The organism is Bradyrhizobium sp., from assembly GCF_035273305.1.
Classification (GTDB): Bacteria; Pseudomonadota; Alphaproteobacteria; order Rhizobiales; family Xanthobacteraceae; genus Bradyrhizobium.
Window position 1 is genome coordinate 1 of the sequence record NZ_DATEPI010000098.1, and the last position, 19,994, is coordinate 19,994.

The 19,994-nt window shown below is 58.9% G+C and carries 17 protein-coding genes and 1 pseudogene; 10 read left to right on the forward strand and 8 right to left on the reverse strand.

Going from position 1 to position 19,994, the window contains the following annotated elements; genetic code table 11:
• From VJV58_RS06090 to VJV58_RS06125, 8 genes and pseudogenes are all read left to right on the forward strand, one after another.
• A pseudogene (locus tag VJV58_RS06090) lies at window positions 1–528 on the forward strand (6-hydroxynicotinate reductase); the annotation flags it as partial.
• Window positions 525–1,436: a UPF0280 family protein gene (locus VJV58_RS06095; protein WP_324136437.1), complete on the forward strand. Its 912-nt coding sequence runs from the start codon at window positions 525–527 to the stop codon at window positions 1,434–1,436. The pseudogene VJV58_RS06090 and the gene VJV58_RS06095, both read left to right, overlap by 4 nt.
• A gap of 33 nt (window positions 1,437–1,469) precedes the next feature.
• Window positions 1,470–2,054 (forward strand): amino acid synthesis family protein, encoded by a 585-nt coding sequence (locus VJV58_RS06100; protein ID WP_324136438.1) that lies wholly within the window; start codon window positions 1,470–1,472, stop codon window positions 2,052–2,054.
• Window positions 2,055–2,131: 77 nt separating this feature from the next.
• The gene (locus tag VJV58_RS06105; protein ID WP_414641419.1) at window positions 2,132–3,283 is read left to right on the forward strand and encodes an ABC transporter substrate-binding protein; all 1,152 of its coding nucleotides are present in this window, start codon (window positions 2,132–2,134) and stop codon (window positions 3,281–3,283) included.
• 55 nt (window positions 3,284–3,338) lie between these two features.
• Window positions 3,339–5,225, forward strand: a complete 1,887-nt coding sequence (locus VJV58_RS06110; protein ID WP_324136440.1) for an ABC transporter permease — start codon at window positions 3,339–3,341, stop codon at window positions 5,223–5,225.
• On the forward strand, window positions 5,222–6,013 hold the full coding sequence (locus VJV58_RS06115) for an ABC transporter ATP-binding protein (RefSeq protein WP_324136441.1): 792 nt from the start codon (window positions 5,222–5,224) through the stop codon (window positions 6,011–6,013). Before VJV58_RS06110 ends, VJV58_RS06115 begins: the two co-directional genes overlap by 4 nt.
• Window positions 6,010–6,714 carry an ABC transporter ATP-binding protein gene (locus VJV58_RS06120; protein ID WP_324136442.1) on the forward strand — a complete coding sequence of 235 codons (705 nt, stop codon included), beginning with the start codon at window positions 6,010–6,012 and terminating at the stop codon, window positions 6,712–6,714. Before VJV58_RS06115 ends, VJV58_RS06120 begins: the two co-directional genes overlap by 4 nt.
• Before the next feature lie 29 nt (window positions 6,715–6,743).
• Window positions 6,744–7,196 (forward strand): MarR family transcriptional regulator, encoded by a 453-nt coding sequence (locus tag VJV58_RS06125; protein ID WP_324136443.1) that lies wholly within the window; start codon window positions 6,744–6,746, stop codon window positions 7,194–7,196.
• Between the two features lie 58 nt (window positions 7,197–7,254).
• On the opposite strand, the gene VJV58_RS06130 is transcribed toward VJV58_RS06125, so the two are convergent.
• On the reverse strand, window positions 7,255–8,451 hold the full coding sequence (locus VJV58_RS06130) for an Enamidase (protein WP_324136444.1): 1,197 nt from the start codon (window positions 8,449–8,451) through the stop codon (window positions 7,255–7,257).
• Between the two features lie 161 nt (window positions 8,452–8,612).
• Between VJV58_RS06130 and VJV58_RS06135 the strand changes: the two genes are divergently transcribed.
• Together VJV58_RS06135 and VJV58_RS06140 are read left to right on the forward strand one after the other, a co-directional pair.
• Entirely contained in the window at window positions 8,613–9,386 is a 774-nt protein-coding gene (locus VJV58_RS06135) for a ferredoxin--NADP reductase (RefSeq protein ID WP_324136445.1), read from the forward strand.
• A gap of 210 nt (window positions 9,387–9,596) precedes the next feature.
• Complete coding sequence (locus VJV58_RS06140; protein WP_324136446.1) at window positions 9,597–10,415, forward strand: aspartate dehydrogenase; 819 nt, start codon at window positions 9,597–9,599, stop codon at window positions 10,413–10,415.
• A gap of 20 nt (window positions 10,416–10,435) precedes the next feature.
• Here VJV58_RS06140 and VJV58_RS06145 read toward each other — a convergent pair whose 3' ends face one another.
• The 7 genes from VJV58_RS06145 to VJV58_RS06175 form a co-directional block, all read right to left on the reverse strand.
• On the reverse strand, window positions 10,436–12,616 hold the full coding sequence (locus tag VJV58_RS06145; RefSeq protein ID WP_324136447.1) for a lytic transglycosylase domain-containing protein: 2,181 nt from the start codon (window positions 12,614–12,616) through the stop codon (window positions 10,436–10,438).
• A 400-nt stretch (window positions 12,617–13,016) separates the two neighbouring features.
• Window positions 13,017–13,175 carry a DUF2934 domain-containing protein gene (locus VJV58_RS06150; protein ID WP_324136448.1) on the reverse strand — a complete coding sequence of 53 codons (159 nt, stop codon included), beginning with the start codon at window positions 13,173–13,175 and terminating at the stop codon, window positions 13,017–13,019.
• A gap of 109 nt (window positions 13,176–13,284) precedes the next feature.
• A complete protein-coding gene (locus VJV58_RS06155) occupies window positions 13,285–14,130 on the reverse strand; it encodes a carbohydrate ABC transporter permease (RefSeq protein WP_324136449.1) in 846 nt (281 codons plus the stop codon).
• 1 nt (window position 14,131) lies between these two features.
• Window positions 14,132–15,061, reverse strand: a complete 930-nt coding sequence (locus tag VJV58_RS06160; protein WP_324136450.1) for a sugar ABC transporter permease — start codon at window positions 15,059–15,061, stop codon at window positions 14,132–14,134.
• Window positions 15,062–15,076: 15 nt separating this feature from the next.
• Window positions 15,077–16,105 carry an ABC transporter ATP-binding protein gene (locus tag VJV58_RS06165; protein ID WP_324136451.1) on the reverse strand — a complete coding sequence of 343 codons (1,029 nt, stop codon included), beginning with the start codon at window positions 16,103–16,105 and terminating at the stop codon, window positions 15,077–15,079.
• A gap of 130 nt (window positions 16,106–16,235) precedes the next feature.
• Window positions 16,236–17,579 (reverse strand): ABC transporter substrate-binding protein, encoded by a 1,344-nt coding sequence (locus tag VJV58_RS06170; RefSeq protein ID WP_324136452.1) that lies wholly within the window; start codon window positions 17,577–17,579, stop codon window positions 16,236–16,238.
• A gap of 268 nt (window positions 17,580–17,847) precedes the next feature.
• Window positions 17,848–19,128, reverse strand: a complete 1,281-nt coding sequence (locus tag VJV58_RS06175; protein WP_324136453.1) for a hypothetical protein — start codon at window positions 19,126–19,128, stop codon at window positions 17,848–17,850.
• Between the last annotated feature and the right edge of the window lie 866 nt (window positions 19,129–19,994).

Consider the following 19,994-nt stretch of genomic DNA (forward strand, 5'->3'; position numbering starts at 1 on the left):
AAGAAGGCACGGCCCGGCATGACCATGCTGATGGTCAGCACCACGGGCGAACACGCAGCCTTCTATGAGCTGGACGAGGCGCTCAGGCCTGTGGAAAGGGAGTTACCGGTCGATCTCCGAGCCTCGGTCGAGCGGATCCAGGAGAACTGTGAGCCCGCGTTATGCACAGTGCTCTTCATGGGCGGCGCGGGCGGATCGTTACGCGCTGGAGTTACCGACAATCCGGTTCGCCTGACGCGCTCGGTAAAGGACGCATTGACGCGCGTCACCAGTGGCGGCGCACCCGTCTATGTCTGGCCGGGAGGCGGCATTACCTTCATGGTCGACGTCACGCGATTACCCGCCGGCGCTTTCGGATACGTTCCGACGCCAGCGCTGGTGGCGCCGATTGAATTTACACTTCGGCTTTCAGACTATGCGGCTCTGGGTGGTCATATGGATCATGTGCGACCGCTGGCGTCACTAAAGGACAATATCGAGAAGCTTCAGATGTTTTCGCCCTCGGCTACATCGGGACTGCGTACATGAAGCGCGCTCCGCAGATCAGCTTTCTGGTCGATGGCAGGCGGCTTCATCTGCAGGACGGTCCGATTGACCTGATTATAGAAGCGAGCGGCAATGAGGCAGACGTCCGGCGAGCCTATAGCGCCGCTGCGCGGCGGTTTACGGGCCTGCTCGATGAGCTGTGCGACGAACTGCTCCTGTTGCGCCAGGCCGCCAACCCCGCGCACTGCGCGCTGCGAGGCAAGGTGGCGTGCCGTATGCATGACGCGGTGAGGCCATTTGCCGCGGATTGCTTCATCACGCCGATGGCGGCGGTCGCAGGTTCGGTCGCGGAAGAGATCCTTTCCGCGATGACAGACAACGCACGGCTCGCCCGCGCCTACGTCAACAATGGCGGCGACATCGCGCTGCATCTTGCCGACGGCGAACAGTTCACCGTCGGTCTCGCGGAGCGGCCGGATGCGTCGGGCCTGCTGCAAACCATGACTATACGTGCTGACGACCGGACGCGCGGAGTTGCGACCAGTGGTCGCCACGGGCGCAGTTTCTCGCTTGGCATCGCCGACGCCGTGACTGTGCTGGCGCGAACCGCTGGGGAGGCCGACGCGGCGGCCACCATCGTGGCGAACGCGGTTGATTTGCCCGGGCATGCGGCCATCGTGCGTCGCCCGGCGAGTGATTTGCAGCCCGACAGCGATCTTGGGTCGCTTTTGGTTACCCGCGATGTCGGCGAATTATCAAACTGTGAAATCGAGGACGCGCTCGGAGCCGGAGCCGCCAGCGCGAGAGAACTTTTGGCGGTCGGATTGATCGAAGGCGCCGCCTTGCGGCTGCAAGGCGAGATGATCGTGGTTGGGCCGAAAAAGATTGAGTCTTTTGGATTGCGAGGGCCGTTGAGGGTCCCGGCCGCGGAGGGCGCCATCCATGCTTGACATCACCGGGACCGGAGAGCGGGGCGGACAGAAATGAGCGCGGTCATTCGCAAGATCGTCACGGTGGTCGAGGAAACCCGTATGGAGATGGGGCGCACGGTGACGCCGCCAACCCGGCGGGCGGCAGCAATCGCGGTGATCGAGAATCCCTTTGCCGGCAGATATGTCGAGGACCTCTCGCCCCTGGTCGCCATCGGCGAGGAACTCGGTGACTTGCTCGCGAAAAGGGCGGTCGCCGCGCTGGGAATCGAGGGCGCAAAAGCGCACAGCTATGGCAAAGCCGCCGCCGTCGGTGAAAACGGCGAGCTCGAGCATGCCGCAGCGATCCTTCACCCCAAGATGGGCTCGCCCGTGCGCAAGGTTCTCGGCAAGGGGGCGGCATTGATCCCGTCGTCAAAAAAACGGAGCGGGCCGGGCACGACGCTGGATATCCCGCTTGGCCACAAGGATGCGGCCTTTGTGCGCAGCCATTTCGATGGGATGGAAGTGCAGATCAACGATGCTCCGCGCGCAAATGAAATCATGGTTGCGGTCGCGATTACCGACAGCGGCAGGCCGTTGCCGCGTGTGGGCGGTTTGACCGTCCCTGAGATCAAAGGCGAAGACGGTTTGCGGTAATTTTTCAACTCCGGAGGTAAGGGATGCAACGAAACAGAGGTTTTCTGGCTGTCGGGCTAGCGATCATTCTTGCTGGGATGGCCCATTCCGCCGTGGCGCAGAGCGAAATCAAGATCGGCGAAATCAACAGCTACTCGCTCTTGCCGGCGTTCACTGAGCCTTACCGCAAGGGTTGGCAGCTCGCCGTCGAGGAGGTCAATGCGGCCGGTGGAATTAACGGCAAGAAGCTCGTTGTGATCTCAAAGGATGACGGCGGCAAACCGGCTGACGCGCAAACCGCCGCCAACGAACTGACGTCGAGTGAGAACGTGGCGATGCTGGTGGGGACGTTTTTATCCAACATCGGCCTTGCGGTCAGCGATTTCGCCAACCAGAAAAAAGTGTTTTTCCTCGCTGCGGAGCCGCTGACGGATGCGATTACATGGTCAAAGGGAAATCGATATACATTCAGGCTGCGACCATCCAATTACATGCAGGCGGCAATGTTGGTGGAGGAGGCAGCAAAGCTGCCGGCCAAGCGATGGGCGACGATTGCGCCGAACTACGAATACGGCCAGTCGGCTGTCGCGGTGTTCAAGAAGCTGATGTCTGAAAAGCGACCCGACATCCAATGGGTGGAAGAACAATGGCCGCCTCAGGGCAAGATCGACGCCGGTCCGGTGGTGCAAGCAGTCGCTGCTGCCAATCCTGAAGCCATCCTCAACGTCACGTTCGGCGCCGATCTCGTGAAGCTCGTGCGTGAAGGCAATACTCGCGGCTTGTTCAAGAACCGGTCGGTGGTCAGCTTCCTGACCGGCGAACCGGAATATCTTGATCCGCTCAAGGACGAGACGCCGGAAGGCTGGATCGTCACCGGATATCCTTGGTACAGCATCAAGACGCCGGAGCATCAGGCTTTTCTGAAGGCATACCAGGCCAAGTACAACGATTATCCGCGGCTCGGCTCGGTGGTGGGTTACCAGACCATCAAATCGGCCGCGGCCATTCTCGCCAAAGCCAATTCCACCGAGCCGGACAAGCTCATCGCTGCGGCGGAGGGCTTATCAGTGCCGTCTCCCTTCGGCGAGATCACGTTTCGGAAGATTGATCACCAGTCAACGATGGGCGCGTTCGTCGGAAAGACCGCGCTCAAGGACGGCAAAGGCATCATGGTGGATTCAGTCTACCGCAATGGCGCCGACTACCTGCCGAGTGATGCGGAAGTCGCAAAGCTCCGTCCAAAGGAGTGAGGTTGATCAATGCGGGCGCTGGATGCGCCCGTAACCCTTTTGACCGGATTGGCAGATGGCTTTTTACGTCGTTCAGTTTCTGACCGGTCTTGCGAGTGCGGCTTCGCTGTTTCTGGTTGCGTCTGGCCTGTCGATCATTTTCGGCGTGACCCGCATCGTCAATTTCGCCCATGGCGCCTTCTACATGCTCGGCGCCTATGCCGCCTATACCTTGACCGAAAGGCTTTCCGGCGCGTTCGGGTTCTGGGCGGGTATTCTCGGCGCGGCGCTCATCGTTGCGGCAGTCGGCGTGCTGGTCGAGATGGTACTGCTGCGCCGTATCTACCACGCGCCCGAACTGTTTCAACTGCTGGCGACATTCGGCCTGACATTGATGGTCGAAGATCTGGTCGTGCTGATCTGGGGACCGAGCGACCTGTTGGGTCGCCGCGCCCCGGGATTCAAGGGTGCGGTTGATTTCTTCGGACAGAACATCCCGACATACGATCTGTTCCTGATTGTGCTCGGTCCGGTCGTGCTTGCGGCCTTGTGGCTGATCTTTCAGCGAACCCGCTGGGGCGTACTGGTCCGGGCGGCGACGCAGGATCGCGATATGGTAGCTGCGCTCGGTGTCAATCAGAAATGGCTGTTTACCAGCGTCTTCGCGCTTGGGGTCTTTCTCGCGGCCTTCGGCGGAGCGCTCCAGATTCCGCGAGACGCGGTGAACCATGCGATGGATTTGCGGATCATCGTCGACGTGTTCGTCGTGGTGGTGATCGGTGGCCTCGGCAGCATCATCGGCGCGTTTGTCGCGGCGGTTCTGGTCTCCGAGCTGAATGCGTTCGGCATCCTGATTTTTCCGAAGATTTCGATCATCCTGGTATTTCTGGTGATGGCGGTAGTGCTGATCGTCCGGCCTTGGGGCCTGTTCGGAAAGCCGGAAGCTGCCGCACGCCGGACGCCGGGCCTTACGTTGAATCCGTGGCGCCCCCTGACTACGCAAGAACGCATGTTGGCGATTGCTGGTTTGATCCTGGCCTTGGCGGTGCCACTCATTGCCGGAAATTACGCGCTCACCGTCGGCTCGGAGATCGCGATCTTTGTGATCTTTGCAGCCAGCCTGCATTTTCTGATGTCAGTGGGGGGCCTGGCTTCGTTCGGCCATGCCGCTTACTTCGGGCTCGGAGCCTATGGCGTCGCATTCCTCGCCAAGCTGGCCGGTCTGCCCATGGTCGTCTGCCTGCTGCTCGGGCCGCTGCTGGGGGTTGTTGGAGCGGCCGTGTTCGGATTTTTTGCGGTCCAATTGTCGGGTGTGTATTTCGCGATGCTGACGCTGGCGTTCGCGCAGATTGTCTGGTCGATAGCCTTCCAGTGGGTGGAGCTTACGGGAGGCGACAACGGCATTCTCGGCGTATGGCCAGAAAAGTGGGCCGCCAGCCCTTCGCATTTTTATTGGCTTTCGATCAGCATCGCCGCGCTCGCGGTCGCCGCGCTGCGGGTGCTGGTATTCTCGCCATTCGGTTTTGCGCTGCGAGCGAACCGTGACTCGCCGCTGCGCAGCGAAGCCGTCGGGATCGACGGAAAACGCATTCAATGGACCGCTTTCGTAATCGCCGGGGGGATTGCCGGGGTTGCGGGCGCGCTGTTCGCGTACCTGAAGGGTAGCGTGTTTCCCGACAGCCTTGGCATTTCGTTGTCAGTGGATGCGCTGGTCATGGTGCTGCTCGGTGGTGTGGACACCGTTTCTGGCGCGGTCGTCGGCGCTATCATTTACAAGGCGCTTAGCATCTGGCTCGTAAGCCAAACCGATCTCTCGAAACTGGTCCTTGGCGGGATAATCATTCTGATCGTGGTTGCCTTCCCGAAAGGCGTCGTCGGAGTGCTGGAGACACTACGCAATCGCCGACGGCCGCAATCAAAGAATTCTGCCGTCCTGAAGTCGCAGATCGAGAGCGCCGAATGAGCATCGTGCCCACGCTGCTTTCAGTCGAACACTTGAGCAAGTCCTATGGCGGTGTCCATGCGGTGCGCGGCGTTTCGTTCGAGTTGAAGGCTGGCGAGATCCTGGCGCTGATCGGCCCGAACGGCGCGGGCAAAAGCACTTGCTTCGACATGCTGAATGGTCAAACCAGGTCCAGCTCCGGGCAGATCAAGTTGCTCGGCCAGGACACTACCGGCAGGAAGCCGCGGGAAGTATGGCGCCTCGGTGTTGGCCGCACCTTCCAGATCACCGCAACCTTTCCCACGATGACGGTACGTGAAAATGTCCAGGTCGCGCTGCTGTCATATCGCAGGCAATTGTTCAATCTCTGGGCCTCCACGCCGCGTTTCGCCGAAGCGGAGGCCAGCCATTTGCTCGACCTGGTCGCTATGGGAGGCTATGCCGAGCGGCCCTGCGGTGAGCTTGCGTACGGCGATCTCAAACGGCTCGAACTGGCCATTGCCCTGGCCAACGAGCCAAAGTTGCTGTTGATGGATGAGCCGACCGCCGGTATGGCGCCGCGCGAGCGCATTGAATTGATGAAGCTCACCGCGCGGATCGCACGGGAAAAATCGATCGGCGTTCTCTTCACCGAGCATGACATGGACGTGGTGTTTGAGCACGCCGACCGCATCCTGGTGCTCAATCGCGGCACATTGATCGCGGAAGGATCGCCCGAGCAGGTTCGGTGCAACCCGGAAGTCCGCGCCATCTATCTTGGCGAGGGCCTCGTGTATGACGCCCGTCATCGCGAGGGGGCATCGGCATGAAACTGAGTGTCGAGGCGCTCAACAGTTACTACGGCCCCGCCCACATCCTGTTCGATGTTGCGCTTGATGTCGGCGACGGCGAGGTGGTGGCGCTGCTTGGGCGCAATGGCGCGGGCAAATCGACCACCTTTCGCTCTATCGTAGGATTGGTGGCGCAGCGCTCCGGACGCATCGTTTTCGAGGGCAGCGATATTTCGGATCAGCCAACCCACGCTGTCGCGAGCCGCGGTCTCGGCTACGTTCCCGAGGAACGGCGAATTTTTACGGACTTGACGGTCGACGAAAATCTCGAGGTCGGGCGCCAGCCGCCAAGGCCGAATGCGCCGTACTGGACCCGGGAGAAGTTGTTTTCTCTGTTTCCCAATCTTGCCGAAATGCGTGGCCGGGCAGGCGGTCGCATGAGCGGCGGCGAGCAGCAGATGCTGACGATAGCCCGGACCTTGATGGGAAATCCCTCTCTGGTGCTCCTCGACGAGCCCTCGGAGGGGCTGGCGCCCAGGATCGTCGAACAGATGGTTGAGGCGATCCTGACCATGAAGCGCGAAGGAGTGAGCATCATGGTCTCCGAGCAGAACCTGCATTTCACGCGGCTGATTTGCGATCGCGCTTACATTATCGAGCGCGGCCGTATCTGCTTCAGCGGAGCGATGAGCGATCTCGACGCCCGTCCGGACATTCGCGACGCGCACTTGGCGCTTTGATGTTGGCGTCGAAAAAAGGGCAGAGGGAAATGAACAGGAGTGTTCCAGCCAGGCGAAATTCCAAGCCGCGGCCAGCCTATGTTCTTGAGGAGCAGATTGGCTTCATCCTGCGCCAGGTATGGCAGCGCCACGCCACCATCTTCGCCAGGGAAATGGGAATCAATCTCACGCCGACGCAATGGGCAGCTGTATCGAAGCTCACGGAAACCGGGCCGTGCTCCCAGAACCAACTCGGCCGATTAACGGCAATGGACGTCGCCACCATCAAAGGGGTGATCGACCGGCTCACTGCCCGAGGTCTGACCGAGACCAGCCCCGATCCCGAGGATGGCCGGCGCCTGCTCGTCAGTCTGACGCGCGCAGGTCAGCAGCTGGTGGAAAAGGCCGTGCCGAATGCGCTTGCGATCACGAAAGAGACGCTTGCACCGCTCGATGCCAAGGAGCGTGAGACGCTGATCGCGCTATTGAGCAAGCTGCGTTGAGCTAGATGTGGTCTTCGGACGCGTTTTCTTCATGCCATCCCGCGCTCGGAAACGCTATCTAATGCCCAACAATTACCGGCACCTTGGTGGCCGGAGGCGTGTTGCGGCTGCGATGCGTGCGCACGATACCGTCGATGATGGTCATCCCGACGCCCGGAAGATCCCCAAGCCGCACGCTATCGAGAATGTTCTTCCCGGCGGAATGCTGCGCCTTATCCATGATGACGAAGTCCGCGGCGCGTCCAACCTCGACGATGCCGCAGTCCAGCGCGCGCATCCTTGCGGTGTTGCCGGTAGCAAAGCAGAAAGCGATTTCGGCTGGCACTTCACCGAGCGATGACAGCAGAGATATCATGCGCAAAATGCCCAGCGGCTGCACGCCCGACCCGGCGGGTGCATCGGTGCCAAGGATAAGGCGACCGAGATCGCCCATCTCGCGAGCGATCCGCAGTGTATACAGCGCTGAACGTTCATTGCCGTTGTGAACCAGTTCAAGTCCGCGCTTGCAGCCCTCGCAGATGCAGCGGATCTGGTCGTCGGGCAGGGCGGTGTGACCGCCATTGATGTGGCCGACGACGTCGGTGTCGGCTTCGAGCACCACGTCCTTGTCGATCAGGCCCGAGCCCGGAATCGAAGGACCGCCGGTGTGGATGGTGCTCTGGATGCCGTATTTGCGCGCCCATCCTACCATCTTGCGCGCGGTCGGGCCGTCCTTGACGCCACCGAGACCGACCTCGCCGAGCAGCTTGACGCCGGCCGCGGCCAGTTCCTTGAAGTCATCCTCGACCATTTCCGCTTCGATGACGGGTGCACCGGCATGAACCTTCACGCCGCCGGGCCGCAGCGTCCAGAACGCGCGTTGGGCGAAAATCGCCATCGCTTTCAGACCAACAACGTCCCGCGGCCGGCCGGGCATATGTACCTCGCCGGCGGAAATCATCGTGGTGACACCGCCGTGCAGGAAACTGTCGATCCAGCCGATCTGATTTTGCCGCGGCGTCCAGTCGCCTGCGACTGGGTGAACATGGCTGTCAATCAGGCCCGGGATGACGGTAGTGCCATTGGCGTCGACGATGCTGGTCGCGCCTTCGACGTTGACGTCTTTTGCTCGGCCGATTCCCGTGATCTTTCCGTTTTCCGCAACGATCGTATCGGCATCGAGAATCGGCTTCTCCATGGCTCCGCTCAGAAGCAACCCGATATTGCGGATCACCAGTTTGGTCGGACCGGCAGCCTGGGGTTCGTCATGAGCCATGAGTTTTCCTTTTTATGTTCAATGCCTTCCGCAGCGCTAAGCGCCGATTAGTGCGCGCCTTGACATCTGGATCAAGCTGGATTATTCATTTGTATACAAATGAATGTATACGAATGACTGCACACTCGACAACTGTCGTTCCAGATTGCGGAGTCACTGAGATGAGCAATTTCAATCATGAATGCGTTTTAGGCGTTCGTCACTGGACAGATACGTTGTTCAGCTTCACTACCACACGCAATCCGGCGTTTCGTTTCCGTAACGGCGAATTCACGATGATCGGCTTGAACATGGGTCAGAAACCGGTGCTTCGTGCCTACAGTGTTGCCAGCGCGAACTACGAGGACCACCTGGAATTCTTTTCGATCAAGGTGCCTGACGGGCCGCTCACCTCCCGCCTGCAGCACTTGAAGGAAGGGGACGAGATCATCGTCAGCCGAAAGGCGACCGGCACGCTGGTGATCGATAATTTGGAAGAAGGCCGCAATCTATATTTGATCGGCACAGGTACCGGCCTTGCGCCGTTCCTGAGCGTCATCAAAGACCCGGAGACGTACGAGCGCTTCGAGAAGGTAGTTCTCGTGCACGGCTGCCGGCGCGTCGCCGAACTCGCCTACGGCGAGATGATCACCGAGGAATTGCCGAACGACGATCTGATCGGTGAACTCGTTCGCAACCAGCTGATCTACTATCCGACGGTGACGCGCGATCCCTTCCACAATCGCGGCCGGATCACGGACCTGATCACCTCGGGCAAGTTGTTTAGCGACAACAGTCTTGCTCCGCTTGCGCCTGAGCACGACCGCGCCATGATCTGCGGTAGCCCGGCGCTGGTCCATGACACCAGAGCGTTGCTGCTAGGCCATGGCTTTGTCGAAGGCAATCACGGCGAGCCCGGCCAGTTCGTGGTCGAGAAGGCGTTTGCAGAACGTTGAAGTGCTTTGCGGCGATCGGATCGCTGTATTTAGTCAGCCAACCGATTGCCAGGCCGAATCCAACCAAAATCATAATCCCATCGCGGTCGAGCCCGTAGCTGTGGCTGGCGAATGATGTATGTTCCCTTGGGGCCGCGGAGCTTGATCGATCGTGTATCGGCGGCCGACAAACTTATGATGATCGATCGGCAAGCTGATGGGATATAGATTTTGCAGAATTCGCGAACGGACTTGCGAGTTGCGGTAGTCGGTCTGGGAGCCATCGGAACAAGGGTGGTTGAAGCGCTGGACAGGGGAATCGATGGGCTGGTTCTCGCGGCTGTTTCGGCACAACATCCCGATAAGCACAAAATCCGGCTCGGCAAACTGACAAGGCCGCCCGCCTTTTTGCCGATTGAGGCGCTCGCCGAAGTCGCCGACATCGTCGTTGAATGTGCTCCAAGCAAGCTCGTGCGGTCCATCGTCGAGCCGTTTGCCGCGAGCGGGAAGATCGCCGTCATCCTCAGCGCAGGTGCGCTGCTAGATAACGAAGACCTTATCGAGACTGCGAAGCAACATGGCGGGCAGATCGTGGTGCCGACCGGCGCGCTCATTGGTCTCGACGCTGTCACGGCCGCGGCGGTGGGCAAGATTCATTCAGTCCGGATGATAACCCGCAAGCCGATCCGTGGCCTCGCGGGCGCTCCATATATCCTCGAAAACAACATCGACATCGAAGGACTCACCAAAGCACAAAGGATATTTGACGGGACAGCGCGCGATGCCGCAAAAGGATTTCCAGCGAACGTAAATGTCGCGGTCGCGCTATCTCTCGCTGGCATCGGTCCCGACCTGACCAGGGTCGAAATTTGGGCTGACCCCGCACTGACGCGCAACACGCACCGGATCGAGGTCGAATCCGATTCAGCCAGCTTTTCGATGTCGATTGAGAATATCCCGTCTGAAAACCCGAAGACGGGTCTAATTACCGCGCTCTCGGTAATCGCCCATCTTCGCAAGCTGTGTGCGCCACTTCGCGTCGGAACCTGAACAGCACTAGATCGGAATTCTCAATGTTGCTCGGCAACTGAAGGAGCGGGCCGACGTGACTCTGATTTTCGATCCTGAGTGGACGGCAGCCGGTCATTAAGCTCCGATATCATCGGGGTGCTGTTTTCAAAACGAGTTCGATAAACCAGTAGGTTTTCCATCACTCGCTGGACGTAATTGCGGGTTTCAGCAAACGGGATTCGTTCGACCCAATCGATCGCATCGACATCCGGATTTCGCGGGTCGCCGTGCTGCTTTACCCATTGCTGGACACGCCCGCGACCGGCGTTATATGCCGCGAAGCTCATGATGTAAGAACCGTTGTATTCGCGCAGCAGGGCGCCGAGTTCGGCCGCGCCCATTTGCGTGTTGTAAACAGGATCGAAAACCAGGCGATTCCAGTCGTAGGTGACGCCAAATCGTTTCGCGGTGTCCCGTCCGGCTTCCGGTGTCACCTGCATCAGTCCGACCGCCTTTGCCGGAGAGGTATCGCGCTGGTCGAATGCGCTCTCGGTCCGGGCTACCGAATAAACGATGCTGCGGTCGACTTCCGGACCGAACTGGCGGTGCGGCGGTACACCGATGGCGGGGAAGGCGTAAAGGTCCAATGCCAGACCACGGGCGAGTGCCGTCTTGCCAAGCTGCAGCATTGCCGGAGCATCACCGTGGCGCTCTGTAACCTCCGCAAGCGCTACGAGCGCGGCGGCATCGCCGCTCTCCTCGGCCAAGTCCTTTACAAAATTCAAGGCGAGGTCGCGCTCACCTAGCGTGTAGAGTATTTCAATGGCGCGAACGAGCTCGTCTGAGTTTCCGGTCGGCTGACCCGAGGTGAGGTCCAGAGCCGAGCGCAGCTCAACTTTGTTGTGGCCAAGTTTGGCCCGCGCGAGCTGTCCATAGTACGCGGTTTGATAACGCGCCGCCGCCTCATAGTCGGCGCGCATCTCGTCGCGATCGCCAAGCGCTTCCGCGGCGCGTGCTCGCCAGTAGTTGGCCCGTGCAAGCACGATCGGATTGTTGGACCCATCATCAATATGCGCGAAGTGCTTGCGCGCGGTCGCTGCGTCATTCAGATAGCGTAAAGCGATCCATCCCGGGACGAAATGGAATTCCGCCCGGTAATTTTCATTGGCCGGAATTGCGGCATCACGGACCACCCGATAAGCGTTTTGCATTTCTCCGAGATCAAGCAGCTTACGAGCGAGAACTCGTCGTTCGCGCCACCATTCGTCAGTGTCCTGAAGTGCCATGCCCTCTGACCGGGCTGATAGCATCAAGCGAGTAGCCTCCGCGATGCGATCGTGCCGGATTAACCAATGAATGCGGCAGAGGACATAGCCCAGATCCTGGCGCGCATCAGTTGCGACCTCATCGAGCAGTTCCAGGGACTTGTTCGCGTTGGCCATCACGGCGGCGCACGCCTTCACGATCGAAACATCATCGCTGCCAAGGCGTTTGGCGGCACGCATCGCTCCCGAGACATCCTTCGCACCGATGCGCTTGTCCATACGCGCCCGATGATCCTCGCGCGAGACGACGTCGTGGAATACATCAAGCGCGCGTGCCTCCGAGACCTCCGACAATTCATCAGAGCGCCAGGCCTTGCGAACCTCGCGTTCGGCGGCATCGCGATCGCCCGCAGCAGTTAAAGCGCGAGCAAGCGCAAACCTGCCGAGCGCACTCGCCGGTTGACCATCTACAAAGCGGAGCACGGTCGCGGGCTCTGTTTGCTCTTGCCAAAGACGTAGTTCTGCCCGTCGGCGAAGCAACCGCATGCTCGGCCAGGCTGGATTCTCGCCGATGAATGCCGCATAGCGAGCGAAGTTTGATTCGCAGTTAGGGTGGCGTAGCGTGAACCATTCGACCAGTTTACGTGCAGCTGCATCATCGATCGTTTGTTTCACGATCGTTGCTTCACTGATCTTGGATTTGCGAACCAGATCGATCGCCTGCTTGACACCAGCAAGTTCGGGCGGAACCGAAATGGCCGGCGCAGTAGTTGCACTGACGGCCGACTCGGGTTTAGCCCGCGCTGCCGTAGCAGAGTGCCTGTTTTTCTTTGCTGAATGGCGCTTGTGGCTGGCGCCTTCCGTTTTCTTGGCATGATGATGCTTATGGCCCGCAAATGCAGGCGTACGATCGGAAGCTGCCGCGAGCATGACAACGGCAACGAAGCAAGTCAGGGATCGCATGCGCTGGCTCATTCGGGACCTCCGGACTCCACCAGCAGGAAGACATGCTCCGAGCCAGTAGACTCCGTGGACGTTAACACGCTGGTGAATCTCAACTGTCGCGGTTCTGCAACACGGCGGGGAAAAGAGGGGTATTCGGGTTCGGTAAGAAATGGGCTCCGGACCCCTGGATTTGGTCTGGTTGAATAGCTCTACGGGCACGCTATCACGTCAGCGGCGGTGCAGCTACGCACGGATTGGCGGATTTGCAGAGCTTGATTTTTAGAGGGCGGGCTGTCGGAGCACTACGACAACGAGAAGCTTTTTCAGTCCTGCTACGCGCACTGAGCTCGATAGCGCTGCACGTCAGATCAACCGGCGAGGCGGTCGTTCAAGGTTAACGCCAGTTGGCAGTGTTCGGACTGGCGGCTGACTAGAGATTGTCGGGTGTGCGCAATGGCGAGGATTTATCCTCATTTAGCAATTCTTGTTCAGCAAGCCGCCAAAACTCGTCTTCTCTGCCCTCGGGCTTTCCGGCCTGCTCCCAAAGTTCATGGGCGCGAACTCTTATCTGCTCGTCTGTCAATGTCATAGCGTGCTCCAGTGGCGAGGTATGGCTCCCGCGTGTGTTTCGAAAACGTAATCCGAAGCTGCGTCGAGGGTTCCAGACGCGTGTGTCCGGAATAGACCTGCGGCCATTCCTATTTGACAGCGCCGCCGGTGATCCCGGAGATGAAGCGATCAAGGAAGAGGTTGTACGCAATCGCCACCGGCAGCGCGGCGATCAGCGCGCCCGCCATGATCTCACCCCAGAAGAACACGTCTCCGCGGATCAGGTCCGTCGATACCCCAAGCGTAATCGGTTTCTGTGAAGACGAAGACACGAAAGTCAGTGCGTAGACGAACTCCTGCAGCGTCAATGTGAATGTGAAGATCACAACGGTCAGGATCGCCGGCAGCGACAGTGGGATCGCCATTTTTATAAACGCGCCGAACATGCTGCAGCCGTCGACGATCGCCGCCTCCTCGATCTCCGGCGGCAGCGCCTTGAAGAAACCCATCAGTAGCCAGGAGCAGAACGGAATCGTGAACGTCGGATACACCAGCACCAACGACCACATCGAATTCTGCAGCCCGAGATCGGCGATGATCCGCGATAGTGGCAAGAAGAGCAGGGTGGGCGGCACCAGATAGGTCAAGAAAATCGCTATACCTAGCGCTTCGCCCTTGCGGCTAGTCATGCGTGCAAGGCTATATCCCGCCGGCACGGCAGTCACCAGTGTGATTGCGGTGACGCAGAGCCCGATGATCAGCGAGTTCAGCAGCCAGCGCGCGAACAGCGTTTCCTTGAACAGATAGATAAGGTGTTCGAGGGTTGGCGGCTCGTTGAACCAGAACGGAATATTGCTGACATCATAGAGATCGCTGTTTTGTTTGAACGCCGTAATCACCATCCAATAGAACGGGAAGGCGGCCAGGATCACGAAAAATGCGACGCCGAAGAAAAATGCAGTCTCGCGGAGCGAGCGGGTTAAAGCGCGCGGCATCTCAGATCTCCCGGCGGCGAATGAAGCGCAGCATGATGATGACCACGACGAGCAGCACCGGAAGCATGAACAGCGAAATGGCGGCGCCATGTGACACGTCGCCGGAGACGATGCCGGTCTGAAAACCCGCAAAGCCCAGCACCGAGGTTGCCCCCACGGGACCGCCCATTGTCAGCAAAAAGACAATCGAAAGATCGGTGAACGTGAACACGATGCCGAAGATCAGGCCGATGGTTACGATCGGAAGGATCATCGGCAGGATGATCTGGTAGTTGCGACGCCAGAAGCCGGCGCCGTCCACAGTGGCGGCGTCGAGAACGTCCTGGGGAATCGCGGTTATGCCGGCGAGAAAGATCACAATGGCAAACGGGAAGAAGCGCCAGGCGTTGATGATGATCACGCACAGCATCGCGAGATAGGGATTGCCGAGCCAGTTCGGCGCGTCCTCGCGAGCCAGGATACCCGCCGCAATCAATGTCCAATTGATCACGCTATAGAGCGAATCGAACATCCATTGCCACGCGATTGTGGCGAGCGCGACCGGCACCGCGAAAGGCAGGATGATCAGCGCACGAACGATCTTTCGGCCAGGGAAGGGCCGCAACAGCAGGAACGCGCCGAATTTTCCGAGCACGAGCCCGAGCAGTTGCGATCCGAACGTGAAGATAAAGGTGTTACCCAGCGTCTGGCGAAAACTCGGATTTTCGATGATCTGCATGAAGTTCGCCAGACCGACAAACTGCCAGGTCGGATTGTAAATCGTGTAAGCGCTGACCGAATAATACACCGCGAGTAGAAGAGGCAAACCGACCAGTAGCAGCACATAGATGATTGCCGGCGCGATCAGGATGTTTTCGAGAACCTCGCGTCGGTCCAGCATGAAACGAAAGCGGGAGACGGGTTTTGTGATAGGTTCTGCGATGACGGCCATCGGTGAAATCCCGGTTTAGTGTCGACCGGCCCGATGGCCGTTTTTGTCGAAATGGCGCAAGGCGCTGTTCTTCACCGCGAAGGGATGCCACTCACCGGGCCGGATACTTTCTTCGGCGACGTGGGCCGGCGGCAACTTCGCCGTGATCGGCTGTTTTGAATCGAAGCCGTCCATCACGCCGTACACGATTCGCTCGGACCCAAGATATTCAGAGCGGTCGACACGAAACGAAAATTCGGTCGCGGCGCCGTTTTCAATCATATCCCTGGGCAGGAAATTTTCGGGACGAAAGCCGAGATAGCCGCCGCTGTTGTGGGTGACGATGTTCATCGGCGGCGCACCAACAAACGTAGCGACAAAAAGGTCGGCGGGGTCTTCATAGATCTCCGCCGGCGTGCCTACTTGCCGAACCCGCCCGTGGTCGATCACTGCGATGCGGTCGCCCATACCCATCGCTTCGATCTGGTCGTGGGTGACGTAAATGGTGGTGAGGCCCACGCGCTGCTGAAAATTCTTGATCTCCTGTCGAGCCGAGGTACGCAATTTCGCATCGAGGTTGGATAGCGGCTCGTCGAGCAGGAGCGCAGTTGGCTCGCGAACAAGTGCGCGCGCGAGCGCGACACGCTGGCGCTCGCCGCCGGACAACTGACGTGGCCTGCGGTCGAGAAGATGGCCGATACCGAGTAATTGCGATGCCCATTGTACCTTCTTTTCAATTTCCTCCCGGGCCACGCGCTGAGTACGAAGCGGAAATGCGATGTTGTTTCGTACCGTGTAATGCGGGTAGAGTCCGTAGCTCTGGAACATCATTGCTACGCCGCGGGCCCGTGGCGGGATGTCGTTGACGACATGGCCGCCGATCAAAAGATCGCCACTCGTCTGCTGCTCGAGTCCGCAGATGATGCGCAGGAACGTCGTCTTGCCGCAGCCCGATGGCCCGAGCAGGACCATGAACTCGCCATCCGGCACGGTGAGCGAAATGCCATCGACGGCAGAGATCTCGCCGAATATTTTTACTATCTCCCGGGTCAATACCGCAGCCACTGGACCTCCCGAATTCATTTGCAGGGCACTAGCGTCGCCAATTACGCGACGGAGCACCCGATCCATTTTTGCCAAGAGCTAGAACCGTTGCGAACCCGGACCGCATCACTGGCGGTCCGGGTGCCGGCAATCAGATCTTGCCATGCCACTTCTTGAAGATGGCTTCAGCCTGTTGTGTGGCCCACTTGACCGAATCTTCCGCGCTCATCGCGCCGGTCGCCGCTTTCGCCATCATGTCGCAGATGACGAAATCGTTGTAGACCTCGTCGACGGCCGGCCAGGACGGACCAGGGTAGCCGGGAGACGCCGACCATTCGTCAGATCCCTGCAACACTGCGAGCTTGTCGTTTGGCGTCGAGGTGGGATCGTTTGATAGGATCGGCATCGGCTTCGGCACGAGGTTGGCAAAGCAGGGATTGTTGTATCCTTCGCTTGCCTTGAACGCTTCGGGCCAGTGGTCGGCGTAATATTTAAGGAATTCGATCGCGCCTTCCTTGTTCTTGGCAAACTTCCAGATGCCGTAAAATTCGGACGCGCCCCCCATGATGCGGCGGGCCGGTCCCTTGGGAGGCTCCATCACGAACGTATCGTCGGCGCCTTTCTTGTTGGCTTTTTGATAAGTGCGGTACGCCGAGATCGGATTGATGATCATCGAGCCGACCCCGGATGCCAGATATCTGTTGTTGCTCGAATCGTCCCATGACAGCACTTCCGGTGTCATCGCCTCCTTGTAGAGGGCGGCGACGAACTTGACGGCTTCGATCGTTTCTTTGCTGTTGAGCACGACGTTCTTGGCTTCGGCATCCTGAAGGGCGCCGCCGAAGCTCCACAACACGCCGCGCCACGTGGTGTTCGGGTCGTTGCTGTGCCCGAGCGAAATCCCGACCGGATGGCCTTTGGCTTTCAGCTTGGCGCCGCCGATGCGCACATTGTCCCAGGTGTCCGGCTTCATCCCGATTTCATCCCACATGCTCTTGCGATACATGGATGGGAAGTTGATGTAGAAATCCGGGAATGCTGACCAGGTCTTGTCGTCCTGATTGTAGCCGATCTGCCGGCCAATCACGCTGACCTTGCCGTATTTCTTCTCAACTGAGTCGACCAGGCTTGTCACGTCGACGAGGAATTTGCGGTAAAGGTGCGCGCCGCCCGCGCCGTTCCAACCGAACAGGTCATGACCTGACCCGGCCGAGGCTTCCGCAGCCGCGCGAGCGGCGACGTTGGCGACGGGAATGTGGTCGACGGTGACCTCGATCTTGTTCTTCGATCCCCAGTCCTTTGCGAATTCGTCGAACCACTTGTCATACTCCGGAACGAAGTGACTCCACTGCACGATCGATAGCGTCTTCGTATCGGCCATGGCGCGGCTGATGAAGGGTGCGGAAATTACGGGAGCCGAGCCGGCCGCCAGAAGGGCGAGTCCCGTGTCCTTCAAGAGCCGGCGCCGTGTGACTCGCAACTTGGTCGAGTGCATCTGCGATTCCTCCTCCATTTGGTTTTTCGGGTTGGATCAGCTGATCCCAATGAGGGATTTGCCTTGATCCCCGTTTTTGGGTGCACCATAGCGCCGCGATTTGGCTGGCGGTATCTGGACAAAAGCCGGTCAGCAAAGGTGACCTATTTGCCATCAGTGCTGTTTGCACGTCTCGGCGCTGCACGAGCGGCTGTGCCGGCGATGCATTGGAGGGGCCGACCTCAGAGATTATTCGGAGGATCCGCAGGGCCGTGCCTGATCGGCGGCATCAGTGCGGCGCGCCACGATCGAGTGCAATTTTCGCATGCCCCAAGGCCGGGGTCGACAAAGTTGGGTTTGCCGCTTCAGTAGGTGCCAACGGACCACTTGGAACGAGGCCGCCCACGTCGGAGCGGAGCCATCTCTCGTAATACAAGAGTAGCGCTACCGCGGGAATCAACCACGTCAGCCGCGCTTGATAGCGCTCATGAGGTCCGGACAGCGCTCCGCATACCAGGGCATTTGAAAATTCACCCAAGAGAATAACGAAGCAAAATATCTTTTGCTCAAGCGACACAAGCTTCCAGCTTCCAATTAAAGTCACCCAAACGAACACCAAGGAGAGGATTGCGGTAAAGAGCGTCATTGCAGAGAAAAACTCGATCGGAAAATCATTTTTCAATAACAAGGAGCCTTCCATGCGCTCGGCATGAACGTCTGGCAGACTTGGGGATGCTTGCTTTGCAGCTAAAGCTAATTCTGAGATTCCGGCCATCGTCAGTTGTTGAAAGCCATCCTTGAGCCACGCGGTAACTTGACCCACGGGGTCGTAGGCCAACACTGCGGCCAAGAATCGAAGCTGTTCGTTTCCCAACTGCCGTCGCTTTTCTACCGGTGCCGGCGCGTAGATGCCGCTCGCGGGCGAAGTGTCCCACAGGAATGCGTCTGAGTTTAAAAGCAGCCGGTCAGCGAACTCGCACGCGACTAACCCAGCTTCAGGGCATTTTCCACGAAGGTAAGACGCACCGGGGCCGTCTGCGACTATTCTCGCCATTACAACAGGCGGTCGCGCGACAGGAACGCCCAGCAACTTTTGAACGACGAGACCAAAAGCGATTTCACTTGCGAACCCGACGCCGGCGGCCAAGGCCAAAGCTAGCATGCCCGTTCGCGATATCTTTGTGCTCAAAAGGCGTGCAACGACCGCTACTGCAAGGATCATCAATACGATCGCTAGATGGGACGGATGGAACACCACTGCTGCCGTCAAGATCGAGAACCAGAAAATCTGCTCCCACCGTGTCAATCCATGTCCCAGCGCAAGCAAATTTGCGGCCGCAAGCAGGGCCAACCCGGCGAAGATGTCCGGCAACAGAAACGACGTGAAGAATGGCAGTGACGAGATGGAGCCCAATATCAGCGCGGTAAATACGAATTTTTGCCAAGTGAATAATTTCAGGTGCCGCAGGGTGAAACCAATCGCGGTGAGAGCCGCGGCGGCTTGAATAGCAATGCTGGCCCATAGTCCGCCGAGCAATTCACCCAGGTAGAGCAGACCCCCGTAGGACACCGATCGTCCAGCTATGATAAAGGTCGGACTCTGGAGGCTCCTTGCTGCCTCTGCCTTATGGTCATGCGTCCTTTCCCGCGGACCGCGCAGCTCCGAGGCCCATGTTGTCCACGGTGTAGTTCGACCAGTAAGCCAGACCATGCCGCCGTCAAAGCCGCGGACATAGGCGCCGGTATCCGGCGAGAACAATGGCTGCCCGTTGTAAATCGCCGGCCACAACAAGAACAACAGCAGGGCAACGCAAGTTGCTGTCTTTGCTGCGCGCGATGCGAATTGATGTCGAAGAAGTGGCCAACGACGAAACTCCTGAAGCAACTGAGTTAGTCGCGATCGCGGTCCTCGCAGCGCCGGCCCAACTCCCCAACCTGAATCGGAAAGGTCGCGAGCCGGCGTGCTTGGGCCGTCCTGACAATCACTCCCGCCGTCGCTCCGACCTACGTCAATTACGTCGCGACCGATGCCTGGAACGATGGACGGCGAGCGAACCATTTCGAACTCCGCGGCTACGCAACAAACCAAGCGCCTGCTGATTGAAGCTTATTGAGTGATACTAACTGCAGCCCAAGCGATAAGCCAAAACCATCCAATTGTTGCGGCGCCAGTTGCTGCAAGATAAATGACATGCCACATTCTAATGTTGGACCTGGGAGCAAGATCCCCACCGTCGCGTCGGGAAAATTCGTTTGGGAAGAGCTGATCGGACATTAACTTGGCCCCACGACCAGCCCTAAAACGGCCGATTAGGCAGAGTGTTCCCGCCAGAGTCAATTAAATTCCTGCTTCTTGAGTTCTAAAAATTGGTTGTCCGATCATTTAATTCCAGGTTTAAAAATGGGCCGATTAAATATGCAGTCCTTACCATGCCG

What these genes read in the sequence shown, in the direction of transcription:
- VJV58_RS06095 (WP_324136437.1), top strand. Translation starts at nt 525, where the DNA reads ATGAAGCGCGCTCCGCAGATCAGCTTTCTGGTCGATGGCAGGCGGCTT.
- VJV58_RS06100 (WP_324136438.1), top strand. Translation starts at nt 1,470, where the DNA reads ATGAGCGCGGTCATTCGCAAGATCGTCACGGTGGTCGAGGAAACCCGT.
- VJV58_RS06105 (WP_414641419.1), top strand. Translation starts at nt 2,132, where the DNA reads ATGGCCCATTCCGCCGTGGCGCAGAGCGAAATCAAGATCGGCGAAATC.
- VJV58_RS06110 (WP_324136440.1), top strand. Translation starts at nt 3,339, where the DNA reads ATGGCTTTTTACGTCGTTCAGTTTCTGACCGGTCTTGCGAGTGCGGCT.
- VJV58_RS06115 (WP_324136441.1), top strand. Translation starts at nt 5,222, where the DNA reads ATGAGCATCGTGCCCACGCTGCTTTCAGTCGAACACTTGAGCAAGTCC.
- VJV58_RS06120 (WP_324136442.1), top strand. Translation starts at nt 6,010, where the DNA reads ATGAAACTGAGTGTCGAGGCGCTCAACAGTTACTACGGCCCCGCCCAC.
- VJV58_RS06125 (WP_324136443.1), top strand. Translation starts at nt 6,744, where the DNA reads ATGAACAGGAGTGTTCCAGCCAGGCGAAATTCCAAGCCGCGGCCAGCC.
- VJV58_RS06130 (WP_324136444.1), bottom strand. Translation starts at nt 8,451, where the DNA reads ATGGCTCATGACGAACCCCAGGCTGCCGGTCCGACCAAACTGGTGATC.
- VJV58_RS06135 (WP_324136445.1), top strand. Translation starts at nt 8,613, where the DNA reads ATGAGCAATTTCAATCATGAATGCGTTTTAGGCGTTCGTCACTGGACA.
- VJV58_RS06145 (WP_324136447.1), bottom strand. Translation starts at nt 12,616, where the DNA reads ATGAGCCAGCGCATGCGATCCCTGACTTGCTTCGTTGCCGTTGTCATG.
- VJV58_RS06150 (WP_324136448.1), bottom strand. Translation starts at nt 13,175, where the DNA reads ATGACATTGACAGACGAGCAGATAAGAGTTCGCGCCCATGAACTTTGG.
- VJV58_RS06155 (WP_324136449.1), bottom strand. Translation starts at nt 14,130, where the DNA reads ATGCCGCGCGCTTTAACCCGCTCGCTCCGCGAGACTGCATTTTTCTTC.
- VJV58_RS06160 (WP_324136450.1), bottom strand. Translation starts at nt 15,061, where the DNA reads ATGGCCGTCATCGCAGAACCTATCACAAAACCCGTCTCCCGCTTTCGT.
- VJV58_RS06170 (WP_324136452.1), bottom strand. Translation starts at nt 17,579, where the DNA reads ATGCACTCGACCAAGTTGCGAGTCACACGGCGCCGGCTCTTGAAGGAC.